Below are 15,956 nucleotides of genomic sequence, written 5' to 3'. Positions count from 1 at the left end.
AGCATCATATAAAAATCGTTTTCTCTAGAAAAGTATAAATTCTAATAGGGTACCCTAAATATGGTTAATAATGATGGGAATGGTTCATTGGCAAGCGGAACGTGAATCTCATGATTTCAGGAGGATATTTTCAGGAACTTATCGAGTTTAGGGGAAAAAGTGTTCAGTACTGTTCATTTTAAACACCCTGGAAGGTTTCTGTTCCGTCCCTTATGTGTTGGTTTTGTCGTTAAAAAACAAATTTTTCCACATCTACTTAAACCATCCCTTTTCTTTGGATTGTTTTATCGCTTCGATCCGGTTCGTTACTTCAAGCTTTTCCAAAATCGTTGAAATATAATTTCGGACCGTGCCTGTTTTTAGTTTCAGTTCGTCCGCGATTTTTTTTGTGTTTTTCCCATCGGCTACAAGTTCTAATATTTCTTTTTCCCGTTCCGTGAGAGGATTTTCTTCACTGTATACATCATCCATTAGTTCTGGTGCATAGATTCGCCTGCCTGCCATGATGCTTCGAATCGAGCTTGCCAGCTCCTCACTCGGGCTGTCTTTCAATAAATAGCCGCTTACACGAGCTTTTAAGGCCCGTTGAAAATAACCGGCACGGGCAAACGTTGTTAAAATGATCACTTTACATTCCAGATCTTTCAGCTCTTCAGCTGCCTCAAGTCCACTTTTTTTGGGCATTTCGATATCCATGATGCAAACATCAGGCTGATATTGCTTCACAAGAGAAACAGCTTCTTCTCCGTTAGTCGCCTGCCCCACCACTTCCATATCCTCTTCCAGATTGAGCAATGTTCCTAAGGCGCCGAGCATCATACGCTGGTCTTCAGCTATGACAATTCGAATCATGATTTCAGTCCCTCCTTAACGGTCTGCTTTACTACATTCGGTATTTTCATGATTAATGTAGTCCCTTTTTCCGAATAAATATCCAGACTGCCGTTTACAAACTCCAAACGTTCTTTTATTCCGATCAGTCCATTTCCTTTTGCAAGATCCCGTTCCTCCTTAATGCCAATTCCGTCGTCTTGCACCGTCATACATATTTCGTTCCAAGATTGCTGAATGGCAATCCGGCAAGTGAAAGCTTTGCTATGCTTGACGACATTTGTTACTGCTTCTTTCAAACACATACTTAAAATGTTCTCAATAAACGGGGATACGTTTGATAGTGTGAATTCTTCTTCATTACTGACTAACATGATTTCAGCTGCTTGGAGTAGTTGTTTTATATGTATGATTTCCTCTTTCAATCGAACCCCGCGCATTTGCGAAACTATTTTCCTTACTTCATTCAATGCAGTTCTGGCAGTTTGCTGAACGTCTTTCAATTCGCTCCGGGCTTGTTCAGGGTCTTTGTAAATTAATTTCCTTGCCAAATCACTTTTTAGACCGATGAGGGACAGCTTTTGGCCTAACGCATCATGAAGATCTCGGGCAATTCGCTGACGCTCCTCCTGTTTAACGAGCTCGGAAATTCTTTTGTTGGCGTCTTCGAGCTGTTCTTCAAGCTGCCCTTGCTTTTTTCGATTGTAAATATTGAATGGGAGAAGGATGACGCTAATCCAAATAATGATAACGAATGGCAATTGCTTTAAAAATAACTTTTCCTGCAGAACCACGTTATAGTTGATTGAGATGGTCGTTGCCGCTAAGTGAATGATGTACAATGTTAAAAAAGCAATGCGGTTTTTGATATGGCCGTTATAATAAGCGATATAAAAGGCAAAATAGATAAATTGAAAAAGAATCGTCATCGCGATGGAAATCCCAATCAAGATAGACGTCCACAAGTAGACGGGCCACTTTTTGGAAATAAAAGCTAAACGATATACAAAGAAAAAGATAATTGTCAGCACGATCCCAGCAATGATTTCCTTTGTGGAGGAAGATTGGAAAATAAAATAGAACGGCAAAATGCTAAAAACGCTCCATATATAAGGAGAAATTCCCGAGAATTTCTCTAAGATCATATACTTTTTTGTCATGGTCAAATCCTCTTAAATAAATTTGTTTTACATGTTATCTTATCATAAAAAGGTAGACTGCGTCTTCAAAACTTTGCCGCTATTCTCTAAAGATTTTACAATTCAGGTTCAATATGGACTTTCGGCTTTTTTTCCTTCTTTTTCGATAAGTCTTTAAACCCGACAAACTTTTTCGCTTGCTCATCCCATAAGCGGAATCGGAGAGATTTTAAGCTTGTCGCTAGAGTGATGGTTGGTACATTCTGTAAAAGATACGTTTGATTGTGTGCCTCTTCCAGCTTATAATTGGGTATCCTTGGGCTCAAATGATGCACATGGTGAAATCCGATGTTTCCGGTAAACCATTGCAGCGGTTTCGGAAGCTTATAGAATGAACTCCCTTCAACAGCTGCCTTCACATACTCCCAGTTTTCATCTTCTTCAAAATAAGAATCTTCAAATGTGTGCTGTACGTAAAAAAGCCAAATGCCTAAAGTGCCTGAAATGAAAAAGATTGTGCCTTGAACGATAAGAAACGGCCCCCATCCGACCGCCAAAGAAAGCAGCCCAACGATCACAGCGATTGAGATGTTTGTTATATATGTGTTGATGCGTTCCCTTGTCCTCGCATTTTTTCTGTTAAACCGATTTTTAATAAGGAAAACATAAATCGGTCCTAACCCAAACATCACGAACGGATTGCGATACATCCTGTAGGCGAATTTTGTTAAAGGCGGTGCTGACAAATATTCATCAACTGTCAAAACCCATATATCCCCTGTCCCGCGCTTATCTAAGTTAGAGCTGGTTGCGTGGTGAACTGAATGGTTGTGCTGCCATTTGCTGTACGGAAACAACGTTAAAATACCGGCTATTGTTCCCATAATTTTATTGGCAAGGCGGTTTTTAAAAAAGGAATAGTGGCAGCAATCATGGAAAATGATGAAAAGTCGTACTAAAAATCCAGCTGCGATCATGCAAATAGTAAGAGTAAGAACATAAGAAATGGATAAGCTTTGATAAGCTAAAAACCATAACAGAAAAAACGGCACAGTTGTATTGACTAACTGCCAAACACTATTCATAGTGTGAGGTTTTTCATAAGGAGCCATTTGCTTTCTCAAATTTTTTTGCATTTGTTTCGTCATTTTTTGATTCCCTTCTTTATTTGATATTTCTAATCATATAAGAGGGAAATCGATCTGTGAAGTCATATATGTCATATTCAGAATATGATAAATGTCATATATCGTTTTCTATCATATTCGTAATTGCTGACGGACATTCAAATTTTGGGAAAATGTTTTTTAACAAAACACATCTTGTAACAAGGTATTTTGCAAAGGATGGGCCAACAAGCAAGAGACGAAAAGCAAATTGTGATGATAACGGCATTTGCGGAACTTTGTGGATATTTTCTGAAGAGACTTTTGCAACGAGGAAAAGGCCGGACATTGAGTTTGAATGAAAACTTGAAGTATTCTCCATTTCATGTCTACTCGACATAATGCCGTTAGTTAACGGGTTCTTTTTAAAAGCTCCTTAAAAAATATGAAACCACAGAACTCTTCAATGAATTTCTGTGGTTTTTTACAGTAATAGGAGCATTTCCCTTCCATCTTTAGGAAGTTGTGAGCCTTGCCGTTTTAGATAAAACACAATATCGCTTTTTCCAGAATCTTAGCGAAAAACGGCTGAAGCACCGATGCCTTTAATATAACTGAACACTCCTTCTGCCTAGACTTTGAGTTTGTTCCCTTTGTCTCACATAAGGCCCTTTTTATTTCTTTATAAAAGGGATTATAGCGTAAATGGGGTTGTCCATTGCATTTGTAATAGCCAGCCCAAACAATTGAACAATTTTCAAATTCATGAAGTCACTCGTATTTACGTGTGAATAAGTGCATATTAGGCATTTTTCACGATCCATCTCCTGTCATTCGATCAAAACGTACATAACTATTTACTAAATGAACAGTACCACCATTTCTTGGCTTTTAGTCATATGCTTTATGTAATTTCATTTATTAGAATAATACGTTCTGTATTATCATCTTGTTGAAAGTAGTGATTTAAATTGACAGTTAAAAATATTCATGGATGCATACTCTAGTTTATTTTAATTATTTTGTAGATATATCTTTTTTCATCCAATATTTATAAAATTCACTGTTATGTAAAAAATGAAGAATTTCATCAGCTGTTAATCCGAGTTTTTTAGCTTCTAATATAAGCTCAACCCATTCTATATCCAATATTTGTTGTTCTTCCAATTCTTTATTGTTCATGTTTCCATCCTCCTTTCCATCTGTCACTGAAAACACAATACATTGATTTCTTGAAATTGTCATATATCAAAAGTTATAGATGGGCAAATTTCGCAAAAAAAAATGAGCCACTTTTGCTCATTTCTTACAACAAGTTTAACTCCTTTGCTTGGACCACTGCTTTTGTTCTGCGATTTACTTGCAATTTGCTGAAAATATTGTTTAAGTGGACTTTTACCGTTCCGACAGCCAAACCAAGTCTTTCTGCAATTTCTTTATTCGTTAAGCCGATTGAAACAAGGTTTAACACTTCCAATTCGCGTTCTGTCAACGGATCAACCAACTCATTCTTGATCGTCTCTGCTTTTTTCTCGACTGCGATTTTTGTTTCTTTTCCAAATGAATACAGCAGTTCAAGTACATAGACAGCCTGTGATGCGATGGTTGTCAACACTTCCATATTCTCGGATTCAAAGGCGTTTTTTAACTGATTATTTTCTAAATAAAAGATCCCCTTGACCGTTTTTTGTTGGACGACAGGAAAACATAACACTGACCTGACTTTGTTTTTTTGAATATAGTGATCTTTTGAAAAAGTAAAATCATTTACTGCATCCTGGAGCTTTATCGTTTCTTTTATACGGTGCACATACTGGATAACAGAAATCGGAATGTTTTCGCCAACGTTTTGATCCATTTCGTTTGTTTCGCCATGTGTGGAAATGACTTTTTCAATCGAAAAAACGGTTTCTTTTCCATTTGGCCTGATGAAGCATACCTTTTCAGCCCCTTTAAATCTGGCAATGAGCATTAATAATTTCCCGAGCAATTGCTCTAAGTTCATGTCCTCAGACAAAGAGGCTGCTGCTTGAATGATGGCGGACAAGCCCCGTTCCTCACCTTTTGTTCGTTTGGTCCCTTCCCACGTTATCATGCTTTTATGATCGTTTTTTGTTTGATTTGTTTCCTCAATCAAAGTAAATTCAGGATAATCGTGCTGCAGCTGTTCCGCTTTGTTGTGCGCCCCCCACAGCCGATAACATCGATGCGCTTCACGTAAGTATGTTTGCGCAATGCGATGCATGCCTTTTTTGGCATAGAAGTCCCCTGCCAATTCATTAGCGAGTGCTTCAATCTGAATGTCAGAAGAAGTTTTTGCGGAATGAATTGCCTCATCATACCATTTCATGGCTTCTGTCTCTTTTTTTTGCAATCTGTCCCATTCCGCCAAAAGTAATTGCTGTTTATGTCGAAAATTGTCAGGGCAATGCTCAGACCATTTTTTAAATTGATTCAAAGCCCGTTTCAGCTGTTTTTTAACTATTTTCATGTTTTTCCTGTCTTTCTGTTCGCAACGCCTGATTAACAATAAACTATGATAAAAGTAAAATTCAGGCGAAATGATGAGCAACAGTGATTTTTTGACAAGTTTTTCAAGACGGACCGCCAGTTGATATGCCAGCTCATCTTCTTTTAACAAAAATGCGATTTTCAATTGAATGGTATCATAAACGATAACCGATGATTCATCTAGATTTTCTCTTTCTTCATACATAGTAAATTTCGCATTAAGATGAACGAGACATTGCAGCCAAGATTTCACCGCTTTTAAAAACTTAATGGAATGTTCCAATTTAATTTGCAAGACAAACTCTAGCTGCTTCTCAATTTCTACTAACAACTGATTGAGCGGTTCCCCCTTAATCAACATTGTAATGATCAGAAATGAGCTCGATTCCCCGGCCAGATGAAGGTTGCCGGATTCAACGCAATGTTTTTGTGAACGTTTAATATAAAAAAGATTGTCCTCCATCGTTTTTTTCCAGTGGTTCACAAATGTGCCAAAAACGAAATCGACCCGCCCCATTAGGTGTTTTGATTGAAATCGGGTAGCTGTGTGTAAAGCAAGCTGTCCAAATTGAAAGCTTCCCTCATAATCTTGAAACCCGGCGCTTAAAAATAATGCATAATTGTTGTAAGCAAGAGCGGACACATCAGTCATTCCATGTCGTAATGTAAGCCGGAGCGCCCGAAGCATGAGAATGCTGACTAGATATTGATCATACTGGTAGCTGGCTCTGTTCAAATTAATTAAAATCTCCATTAGTAAACGTTTGTTCCTATCTGTCATCGTCGGCAAAGCGGTGAGATCAGCAGCCGAACGTCCTCTAAGCGCTGTTTTTGTTAAAATCATCTCGAGCAGCACTTTAAACTTGCCCGGATGCTGCGGGAGCTTCCATCCGAACAATCGAAGGCCTTTTAACCCTGCCTCAACCGCTTTTTCAAACTGCTGTTGATGAGAAAACAGCAAAGATTTCATATTGTAGACTTTTAATTGATCTTCCTTTGTTTTGGCATATGTTAACATTTCGTTAAATGTCCTTTCCGAATCCCGAAAAAGTCCATTTAAATATTCGCTTTCCCCTTTGCCTAAAAAAAGCTTGTAACTTAATTCATAACAGGATTCCCAATAATTTTCGGGTAGCAATTCAATCCCTGTTTGAAAATAATTCAATGCTTGATCAAATAACGCTGCGTTTTTCGCTTTTTCACCCGCCGACCAATTGAGCTCAGCCAAATCTGCTTTTCTTTCGGGATGTTGAATGAACCTTCTGCCCAAGTTAAGATGGTTGATCATTTCAAAAAACTTTTCATGTTCTTCTTTACTTGTTCTTTTGAAGAGGAATTGACCTGCTTTATAATGAATTTCTTGTTTTTTCCTTTGATCAAGCAATGAATAGGCAGCTTGCTGGACACGGTCATGAATGAACTGATACCTTCCTTGATCTGAAACCTGGATTATCATCCCTTCCTGGACTGCTTCGGACAATGCGTCGGTCATTTTCTCCGTATTGATTCCATCATGAAGAAAAGACAAAAACTGAAAATCGAAGCGATGTCCAAGACAGGAAGCTGTCAAGATAAGTTTTCGGGTTAACGGCGACAGTTTTTCAATTTTGCTGACAATGAATCCGATCATTTCATCGTATTCGGGCTGCTCCTTCACTTTGTTGAGATTCCATTCCCATTTTCCTCTTTTTAAGTTGCACCATAGAAACTTTTCATCGTATATTGTTTGGAAAAGCTGTTTAAAAAATAATGGGTTTCCCGCTGTTTTCTCATATAGTACAATGGCAAGCTCGCGAACATCGTCCGGGCTGCATCCCAACGTTTCCGCAATGATTTGGTTAATATGATCAACATTCAGCATGCCGAGTGGAAATTCCCTAATATTTTCTTTGCTTCTTTTCATTTCTTTTAATTTCGTTAAGAAAGGATGTCCTTCTTTCATTTCATCATCGCGATAAGCCCCAATGATGAGCAAACTTTCAAACTCTGGATCGTTCAGTATGGATTGCAGCAATTCTAGCGATGCTGTATCACACCATTGAAGATCATCTAAAAAGAATAACAATGGATGGCTTTTTTTCGCAAATGTTTGCATAAAACGCCTGAATGCCCAATGAAAACGAAGCTTCGATTGGGAAGAAGGCAATAAAGGTACAGCGTCTTGTTTGCCGATCAACAGTTCCAGTTCAGGAATGACCTCCGTGATAACCGCCGCTCCTGAACCTAAATGTTCAAGAAGCTCTCTTTTCCAACGTTGAAGTTCTTCTCTGCTTTCCGCCAATAATTGATTAATCAGCTGACGAAATCCGCGAATAAACGGTTCATATGGAATATCCCGCTGAAATTGATCAAATTTTGCGGAAACAAAATAACCATTTTCTTTTGCGCATAACTTTTCAATTTCATTCACAAGCGCTGTTTTTCCTGTTCCGGCGCTTCCTGAAATAAGCACCATTTTCGTCAAACCAAATCGAACCATTTTCAGTTCTTCCATTAAGCTTTGTATTTCTTTCTCCCTTCCGTATAACTTGCTTGTAATTTGAAATTGTGAAGAAAAGTCGTATCGGGCAATCTGAAATGATTGGACTGTTCCGTTTTGTTCCAGCATCTTTAAGCAATGGAAAATATCTTCTTTCAGTCCGAAAACCGACTGATAACGATCTTCAGGTGCTTTTGCAAGCATTTTCAAAACGATGTCGGAAACCACATTCGGCACATCTTGACGTCTTTCAGACGGATGAATGACCTTTTTTGTCATATGAGCATGCATCCATTCAAAATCAGAGTCAACGTCAAAAGGCAGACGGCCAGTTAATAGTTCATAGAAAATGACACCAAGCGAATAAATATCGCTGAGATGGCTGGAGGATGGATTGATTTGTGCGCTCTGTTCCGGCGAATGATAAATATCGTAAATTTCATCATCCTCTTCGGCTCCTCCAATATCAAAAAATTGCACATCTAGTTTTTCAGGATGAATGAAAATGTGAGCTGGACTTAGTATAGTGATGGAAATGTTTTGTTCGTGAAGGACGATTAATTTTTCTGCAAGTTGTAAAGAAATTTGAAGAAATTCGCTAATTCGTGGACGATGAATTTTGATATATTCTTTTAATAACATTCCCCCAGGATCTCGGTAAACAAGTGCATACGTGTTCCCCAATTGCTCAACTTCTATAGGCGTCACAATTTCCTTCATCTTCAGCTGCGAGTAGAAGTCATATTGGTGCAAAAAAGATGCATGATCAATTATCGATGGGGATTGTGATGTTAAAACTTTCAGCAAAACGCATTGATGATCACGATCGCGTATCCCCCGATAAACAGAAGCTTTTTTTCCTTTTCTCAGCAATGATATATAACTGTAGCCTGAAATATCTGACATTGACTTTTTCCCTCTTGGCAAATGCCGTAATATTTCGTTTTCCTTCTCCATACAGACAGGCACATCCTTTCATAAAAAAATTTCTCTTCCAGTATTCGCAAAATTTTCCAAAAACCCTTCTTTTTTCATTGAAAGAAGCGGTATTTCGTCTATAACTGCAACTTTTCCCTTCAATATTCTCGTATATAAGATGACATATGAAAAGAGGAATGATTCTGCTTGAATACAAATGGAGTTCGGTGTTTTTCAGGAAAACTGAAGAAAAATTATGAGGAAATAATCAGGATTTACTAAATAATGGGTGGCGGTTACAGACATTTGCACCGTTCTCTTCCGGCGCCTTTGTGCAGCCGCAATCCATTCAAATTATTTTTAAAAAAGTTCTGAAGAAATCATACACGTATGACAAAGAAGCAAAGCTTTTATCTTTTGGAATTTTCTTTGTAACGATGATGGGAGAAGCTGTTTCTTTTCCAAATACAACTCATCCCCCGCTTATTTGTGGAGCTGCTAAAAAAAGGGTCTTATTGTCTTTACAATATCGCTTCCGTTTAGTTTTACAAATGTTCGTTAATTCATATAAAACGCTTGGCGCCGTTTCGAAATCTCCATTACTTCTGAGATGACGGTGTTTAAAATGATGTAAAAAGTCTTGTAGAAAAAAATTACAGGACACTTACTCGGTCTAAAAGTACATTCGAGCCATTTTTCCGATTTTCAAATTCATTTCCTCAACTTTCTAATTCATTCCAAATGATAAATAATTTAATAGACTAAAACCATTTCTTACACATGCGGTTCAAAAACTTTTTGTGATAGGATAACCGGAACTTGCTCGATCATTGAATCGGTGCCGTAAAAAGGGCAAATGGCAGTCTTTTCATCATCGCACCATTTTAGAAGGATGAAATATTTATAAACAATAAAAACAACCGCAAATTTCATCGTTTTTCAATTCTTTTCGATTAAAACTGATGAATCGGTGTGCTGTTCTGCACAGACTTCCCTTCAATTTATCGCCTTCCTAATTTTTGCAAAAAAATTCTCTTGCTATAATATCTGAACGGCCATACCAAGGGGTAAAATCTTCTATTGTATACAAATGCATCATACATGCTATTATTGAACAAAATTCTCATCAGCTCCACTTCATTCACAAGAACAACCTGTACCTTCTTTTCGTTATTTTTTTCACGTCATAAATTGCCTTTCTTATAATGTATTTTTTTAAAAGTGGTTATCCAGAAAGTCAAATCCCTATCGAAAACAAAAAATCATAAACGTCGATATATCAACGTCTCTAAAACATTAAGGGGCGTCTATAAGCCGGAAAATCGACTTATTAGACAGCCCCTGTCCATCACTTTTTATTGTGCTATTTTTTTAGGATGATCTGGCAATTCATTGACTGAAACAACTTGGTCTGTTTTCTTTTTCGGTTTTTTCCAATACTTTTCGTTGCCAGGCAGATCATCAAACCATGTTGCATCATCAGGGCAATCAAGCACCATAAATTGTCCATAATTGCCATCTCTAGATTGGTGATATTTCAAATACGCTTTTCCGTTTTCGATAGCTAAAATCTCGATTTTCCCAGAGGTATGGCTCATTGACAGGCGGACGCGCTTGCCTAGACCTGACGTTCTTGCTTTTGCTTGTTCAACGATATCGTAAACTTCTTTCAATGTTAATACAAAGTCACTGTTGCCAGCAACAGGTCGATTCACAAAGAAATAATAAGGTGTTACTCCCGCCCATGATAACTTATCTAATAATTCGCCTAAAACAACAGGATCGTCATTAATTCCTTTTAATACTGGAGTTTGGTTGACCACTATTGCTCCGGCATCATGGAGCGCTTCAAAAGCTTTTTTTGCTTCTTTCGTAATTTCTCTCGGATGGTTGACGTGAGCCATAATGTAGATTCGTTTTTCAGGAGATGAAAACTCTCTAATGAGTTGGAGTAAAGATTCATCTTCATAAATTCTCATAGGGTTAAAGACAGGCATTTTGGAGCCGATGCGGATAATTTTTACATGCTCGATTTCTCGTAAGCTTTCAATGATCATGCGCAATTTTTTCGTAGCAAGGATTAAAGGATCCCCTCCAGTTAGAAGAACATTGTTGATTTCAGGAGTTTTGCGAATATAGTCAATACCAGGCTGTACGTCTGCCATCGCTTCTTTTACATCACTTCTAAATAATCTTTTTCGAAAGCAATAGCGGCAATATGCTCCGCAAACCTCAGAAACTAGCAGCAATGCTGTTGTTTTGTACTTATGCTGGCAGCCAGGAACGACATAGTTTGTATCTTCATCTGATGCGTCCCACCTCCCATACTCTCGCATTTCTCCTTCATTTGGAATAACTAATTTTCTGATAGGGTCGTTCGGATCATTCCAGTCGATCAGGCTTAAATAATAATCATTGACCCGAAACACATATTTTTCTGTGATCGGCTTCAGCTTTTCCCGTTCCTCTTTTGGGATTTGTTCAATTTTGTCGATGTTTGTTATATATTTTGGCATCGCCACATGTATCACTCCCCCATCATTTGTTAACAGTTCTATGATAACATATAGTAACAAATTATTTAGCAATATGTCCAAAACGTTCATTATTTTTTTGCAAATTTCGATAATATTTTTCAAAAAAATTTGCCTTCCAGCAAGGAAAACTATTAAGCTAGTTTTCCAATGCGGACTTTTCTCTAATACAAGTCAAAATAGAAGGCAGATTCCACTACATTTGCTAAAACAAGGAATAAATATCTGACATATCTTGATAAGCTTTCACTAAATTTAGAATCCTTTTTTGCGAGTCTTTATCCCCGCTCAAACAATATATTGACTTAAGCCAAAAATGGAAAAAAAATCGTTTTCTATATTTTATATAAATAAGTAAAATAAGCGGCTTCCTGCTTTACATGAATTCTTTCGGGCAGCATGAAGCATTGCTTAAACTGATACAGCCTTCAACAGTTCTTTTACCGCATAGGCAAAGCCGTTCTCATCGTTCGTTTTCGTGACAAAATCGGCTTTTTCTTTCACTTCCTTTGGAGCATTTCCCATTGCAACCGATGTGGTCGCGATCTCGAATTGGGAAATGTCGTTGCCTCCGTCGCCAAACGCATAAATTTCTTCAAATGTCAGCTGCTTCATTTTTTGATAGCGTAAAATCGCTTTTCCTTTATGTGCTTCGCTGGAGGTAATTTCAATATTATTCGGAAATGATGAGGCAATGGATAGGTCGCTTCTTTCGCTTAAAGCTTCCTTCACTCGATCGATTTTTTCCGTTTCATCATGATTCACTAATCCAATCAGCTTATAGATTTTTACATTTTCCAGCTTGAAAATAGAGTCATAATCAAATTGGCGAAACATCTCTTCGATCTCTTTCCAGCTCAGCTTATGCAAAGGCGGTAAAGTGGATGGAAAGCCACCCTGATTGGTGTAAACGAGAATTCCGACATCCAGAGCATTTACTGCTGCAAAAATTTCTTTAAACGTTTTTTCATCTATTGTTGCTTCATACATCAGCTCTCTTTTATCGGAATATAATACAGCCCCATTAACACAAAAAATCGGCACTTGGAGCTCTTCAACCGCTTTAATCTTGATGACGTCCGGAAATGCACGTCCCGTATTTAAAATGACTTCATGTCCTTGCTTTTTCAATTCATGTAAAACTGATAAATTTTCATGTGAAATTTCATGCTGCGAATTTAATAGTGTGCCATCTAAATCAATTGAAAAACATTTCATATCCTCATCCCAATTCCTTTCTTTTTTTAAAATAATAAAGAAACTTCTTATTTTTCTCTTACCTATTTTATCAAAATCGTCCTGATCGCTGTAAAGATTTCCTGTTTACAAGAAAATCACTGCATTATCGGTCAAAGAGCTTGATTTGCCAGAAAGTCACTTTCCGCTCGGTTGATGGCAGCCCAAAAGATTGAAGAGGTTTAGAAAATTAAAAAGAAAGCTTCAGTACAAAATGGACAGTGACATCTATGCAAAAATAGCTGGATTCGAAGCATCGGCTGGGCATACAACAAATGACAAGAAGATGGCAAATAGATAGATACACGTACAATAGGCTATAGATGCAAATTGTCTGGCTTTTTTACCTTCAACTGGAAAAATTTTTTCATAGTGATTCACTCTTCAATGTTATAAGTTTTTATTAGGGAGTGAATATCAAATGATCTATCGAAGTGTCAAACAACTGGAAAAAGAATATAAACTAAAAGAAGCCCTTCGTTCTGTCAGAGATTTATGGTATCAACTAACGGAAGGGTATGTAACGATCCCTGAATCGACTGAAAAGCTTCAATCTTTCATTGAATATTTTGAAGGAGAATTGCCTGCAGGATGGATCCTCACAATGGATGAACAAGGAACGATACAAGCACGTACAAATTATTCTAATAGATTTAGTCAGATGCTAGTATGTAAAAGCTTTTCTGGAAAAGAGCGTGTAAAAATAATTTCTTAAAAGTTTTCCCTCAGTATCGCAGACTGAGGGGTTTTTTGTATAAAATGAAAAATTTCAAACATAATACTAACTGTTAAAAAATTACTTAGGAGGGATTGAAGGTATGAATCAATTAGGTGCTCATGAATTAATGGAAGTACATGAAGTTTTAACAAACACAATTGATGGAATTAACCAATTTCAACTTTATCAGCCCCATTGCAAAGATCCAGAGCTGCAAAACATTTTGCAAAATCAAATCATTTTTATGACAAATGAATACAATTCAATCGTTCAAATAGTAAGAAACAAGAGCAGTCAGCAAAATTTCAGCACTTACCGCCCATTGAAAAATGCAAGCCCTTCCTTTGGCACCTCAGGCGGAACACCGGAAGCTCCCAACAGCTCAATAAACGAGATGAACGACCATGATGTTGCGTCAGGAATGTTAGGATGTTTAAAAGCGTCAGCAGCATTAAGGATGCATGCTGCATTGGAATGCTCAGATCCGGAATTAAGAAATGTCGTGCTCCAAGGGGCGAAAAATTGCGCAGAGCAAGCTTATGAAGTTTGGCAATATATGAACCAAAAAGGTTATTATCAAGTGCCGGTCTTTCAGCAAAATACTGCTCAAGCGATCATCAATCATTATCAACCGGCTGGCAATCAAATGAACAATCAGCAGACATAAAACGATAAAGCAGCAGGGCTTACCCTGCTTCTGCTTTATTTTTTAGCTATTGCCAAGAAAAAAATTAGCTTTCGCTCACAATTTGCTTGTTTTCTTTTTCCTTTAGACTTTCGTCTTTTGCCGCTTGCGAATTTTTCATAAAAAACGATAAGATGAGAGCGATCGCAGAGAATATACCTGCCACTACAAAAGATATATTTACTCCATGTATCATTCCTTCAATACCTTTTTCAGGCAACGCTGTATTTGTCATGACTGTCACAAGCAAAGCTGTTCCAACTGCACCAGCTACTTGCCGCATTGTGTTGTTCATCGCAGTTCCGTGTGAAATTAAATATGTAGGCAGTTGATTTAAACCAGCGGTTGTCACCGGCATCATGACCATCGCAACACCGACCATCCTGAAAGCATTTACTGCCGCTAAATATGTAAACGTTGTATGTAAGGTGAGGTGTGACAGCATAAACGTCGTGATCGTTAAGGTAAAAAATCCAATAATCGCCAGCCATTTGGCACCGAATTTATCAAATAATCTGCCTGTTATCGGGTTGGCCACCCCTTGGACAAGTGCGCCTGGCAAGAGCACCAGTCCGGACTCAAATGCTGAAAATCCCAGCATATTTTGCATAAACATCGGCAAAATAACTGCTCCGCCAATCATAGACAGAAACACAATCATGCCTAAAACAGTTGTGATCGAAAATGTCTTGCTTTTAAATACTTTGAATTCCAAGATCGGCTCATCCAATTGCAGCTGTCTAATTATAAACCAAGTAAGAGTGATCAAACCGATGAAGAGCGATAAAATAACTTGACCGCTCCCCCAGCCGCTGCTTCCAGCTGCGCTGAATCCATACAATAAACCTCCGAAGCCTAACGTTGAAAGGATGATGGATAAAATATCGATTTTTGGGTAAGTTTGCCGCGTAACGTTTTTTAGGATGAAAAAAGCTAAGATAAGATCAATGACTACAATAGGTAAGAGCACATAAAACAAGCTTCTCCATGCAAAATGCTCTACAAGGTAACCGGATAAAGTCGGACCAATTGCCGGCGCAAATGCAATAACGAGTCCAAACATCCCCATTGCCGTTCCTCTTTTTTCAACGGGAAAAATTAAAAACAAGATTGTCTGCATCAGCGGCATGATAATTCCGGCACCAGCAGCCTGCGCCACTCTCCCTGCCATTAAAACAGAAAAATTGGGAGCAATTGCACAAATTGCAGTTCCAACAGCAAAAATTCCGATGGCTGTAAGAAACAGTCCTCTTGTCGTAAAACGACCAATCAAAAACGCGGTGATCGGTATCATAATCCCATTAACAAGCATAAAAATCGATTGCAGCCATTGAACTGTATTGGCATCAACTTTGAAATCCATCATTAAATGCGGCAAAGCAGTTCCAAGCAACGTTTGGTTTAAAATGGCAACAAAAGCACCGGACATTAACACAATCATGAGCGGCACTTTATTAAAGGTTTCCTGTGCCAGGTCTCGTTCTTCTCCCATATAAATCCTTCTTTCTAACAATTTTTCTATATTATTTAGCGATACAAATAGACTGCTTAATACATGTTATTGTAATATTTTTTCTTTGTAAATAGGAAGAATATACACTTGATGGGGATGAAACTTGAAGAGCGTTTTCCATAAATGAAGCAATTGTTGTCTTTATATTTATATTAGCGTACATTACCATAGTGAAGGAAGATGAAGAAAAAAGCAATTGTTTCGCTCACCTTTATTTTCTTTTTTGATAATTAAGAAGGAAACGTTTGAAAAAATTTTTACATCATAAGTGTTAAAGAAAAAATAT

10 protein-coding genes are annotated in these 15,956 nt (G+C 37.7%); 2 read left to right on the top strand and 8 right to left on the bottom strand.

Going from position 1 to position 15,956, the window contains the following annotated elements:
- Positions 1-252: 252 nt before the first annotated feature.
- The 7 genes from FB379_RS11115 to FB379_RS11080 form a co-directional block, all read right to left on the bottom strand.
- The gene (locus FB379_RS11115; protein ID WP_144598003.1) at positions 253-852 is read right to left on the bottom strand and encodes a response regulator transcription factor; all 600 of its coding nucleotides are present in this window, start codon (positions 850-852) and stop codon (positions 253-255) included.
- A complete protein-coding gene (locus FB379_RS11110) occupies positions 849-1,991 on the bottom strand; it encodes a sensor histidine kinase (RefSeq protein ID WP_144598002.1) in 1,143 nt (380 codons plus the stop codon). Before FB379_RS11110 ends, FB379_RS11115 begins: the two co-directional genes overlap by 4 nt.
- 95 nt (positions 1,992-2,086) lie before the next feature.
- The gene (desA, locus tag FB379_RS11105; protein WP_144598001.1) at positions 2,087-3,118 is read right to left on the bottom strand and encodes a Delta(5) desaturase DesA; all 1,032 of its coding nucleotides are present in this window, start codon (positions 3,116-3,118) and stop codon (positions 2,087-2,089) included.
- A gap of 975 nt (positions 3,119-4,093) precedes the next feature.
- Positions 4,094-4,258, bottom strand: coding sequence for an anti-repressor SinI family protein (locus FB379_RS11100; RefSeq protein ID WP_242009324.1), 165 nt, complete (start codon positions 4,256-4,258; stop codon positions 4,094-4,096).
- 124 nt (positions 4,259-4,382) lie between these two features.
- A complete protein-coding gene (locus tag FB379_RS11095; protein ID WP_144598000.1) occupies positions 4,383-9,023 on the bottom strand; it encodes a helix-turn-helix transcriptional regulator in 4,641 nt (1,546 codons plus the stop codon).
- Between the two features lie 1,316 nt (positions 9,024-10,339).
- Positions 10,340-11,506: a KamA family radical SAM protein gene (locus tag FB379_RS11085; RefSeq protein WP_144597999.1), complete on the bottom strand. Its 1,167-nt coding sequence runs from the start codon at positions 11,504-11,506 to the stop codon at positions 10,340-10,342.
- A gap of 423 nt (positions 11,507-11,929) precedes the next feature.
- Positions 11,930-12,736, bottom strand: coding sequence for a Cof-type HAD-IIB family hydrolase (locus FB379_RS11080; RefSeq protein ID WP_066246706.1), 807 nt, complete (start codon positions 12,734-12,736; stop codon positions 11,930-11,932).
- A gap of 439 nt (positions 12,737-13,175) precedes the next feature.
- Between FB379_RS11080 and FB379_RS11075 the strand changes: the two genes are divergently transcribed.
- Together FB379_RS11075 and FB379_RS11070 are read left to right on the top strand one after the other, a co-directional pair.
- Positions 13,176-13,469, top strand: coding sequence for a hypothetical protein (locus FB379_RS11075; RefSeq protein WP_066246704.1), 294 nt, complete (start codon positions 13,176-13,178; stop codon positions 13,467-13,469).
- Positions 13,470-13,572: 103 nt separating this feature from the next.
- Complete coding sequence (locus tag FB379_RS11070) at positions 13,573-14,139, top strand: spore coat protein (RefSeq protein ID WP_063389527.1); 567 nt, start codon at positions 13,573-13,575, stop codon at positions 14,137-14,139.
- Between the two features lie 64 nt (positions 14,140-14,203).
- On the opposite strand, the gene FB379_RS11065 is transcribed toward FB379_RS11070, so the two are convergent.
- Positions 14,204-15,649, bottom strand: coding sequence for a DHA2 family efflux MFS transporter permease subunit (locus FB379_RS11065; RefSeq protein WP_066246702.1), 1,446 nt, complete (start codon positions 15,647-15,649; stop codon positions 14,204-14,206).
- Between the last annotated feature and the right edge of the window lie 307 nt (positions 15,650-15,956).

The sequence above is a fragment of the Aeribacillus composti genome (assembly GCF_007827555.1).
GTDB lineage: Bacteria > Bacillota > Bacilli > Bacillales > Aeribacillaceae > Aeribacillus > Aeribacillus composti.
This window is presented reverse-complemented; position numbering and strand designations above follow the sequence as displayed.

Coding starts and splice junctions, on each gene's coding strand:
- FB379_RS11115 (WP_144598003.1), bottom strand. CDS start 852: ATGATTCGAATTGTCATAGCTGAAGACCAGCGTATGATGCTCGGCGCC.
- FB379_RS11110 (WP_144598002.1), bottom strand. CDS start 1,991: ATGACAAAAAAGTATATGATCTTAGAGAAATTCTCGGGAATTTCTCCT.
- desA (WP_144598001.1), bottom strand. CDS start 3,118: ATGACGAAACAAATGCAAAAAAATTTGAGAAAGCAAATGGCTCCTTAT.
- FB379_RS11100 (WP_242009324.1), bottom strand. CDS start 4,258: ATGAACAATAAAGAATTGGAAGAACAACAAATATTGGATATAGAATGG.
- FB379_RS11095 (WP_144598000.1), bottom strand. CDS start 9,023: ATGGAGAAGGAAAACGAAATATTACGGCATTTGCCAAGAGGGAAAAAG.
- FB379_RS11080 (WP_066246706.1), bottom strand. CDS start 12,736: ATGAAATGTTTTTCAATTGATTTAGATGGCACACTATTAAATTCGCAG.
- FB379_RS11075 (WP_066246704.1), top strand. CDS start 13,176: ATGATCTATCGAAGTGTCAAACAACTGGAAAAAGAATATAAACTAAAA.
- FB379_RS11070 (WP_063389527.1), top strand. CDS start 13,573: ATGAATCAATTAGGTGCTCATGAATTAATGGAAGTACATGAAGTTTTA.
- FB379_RS11065 (WP_066246702.1), bottom strand. CDS start 15,649: ATGGGAGAAGAACGAGACCTGGCACAGGAAACCTTTAATAAAGTGCCG.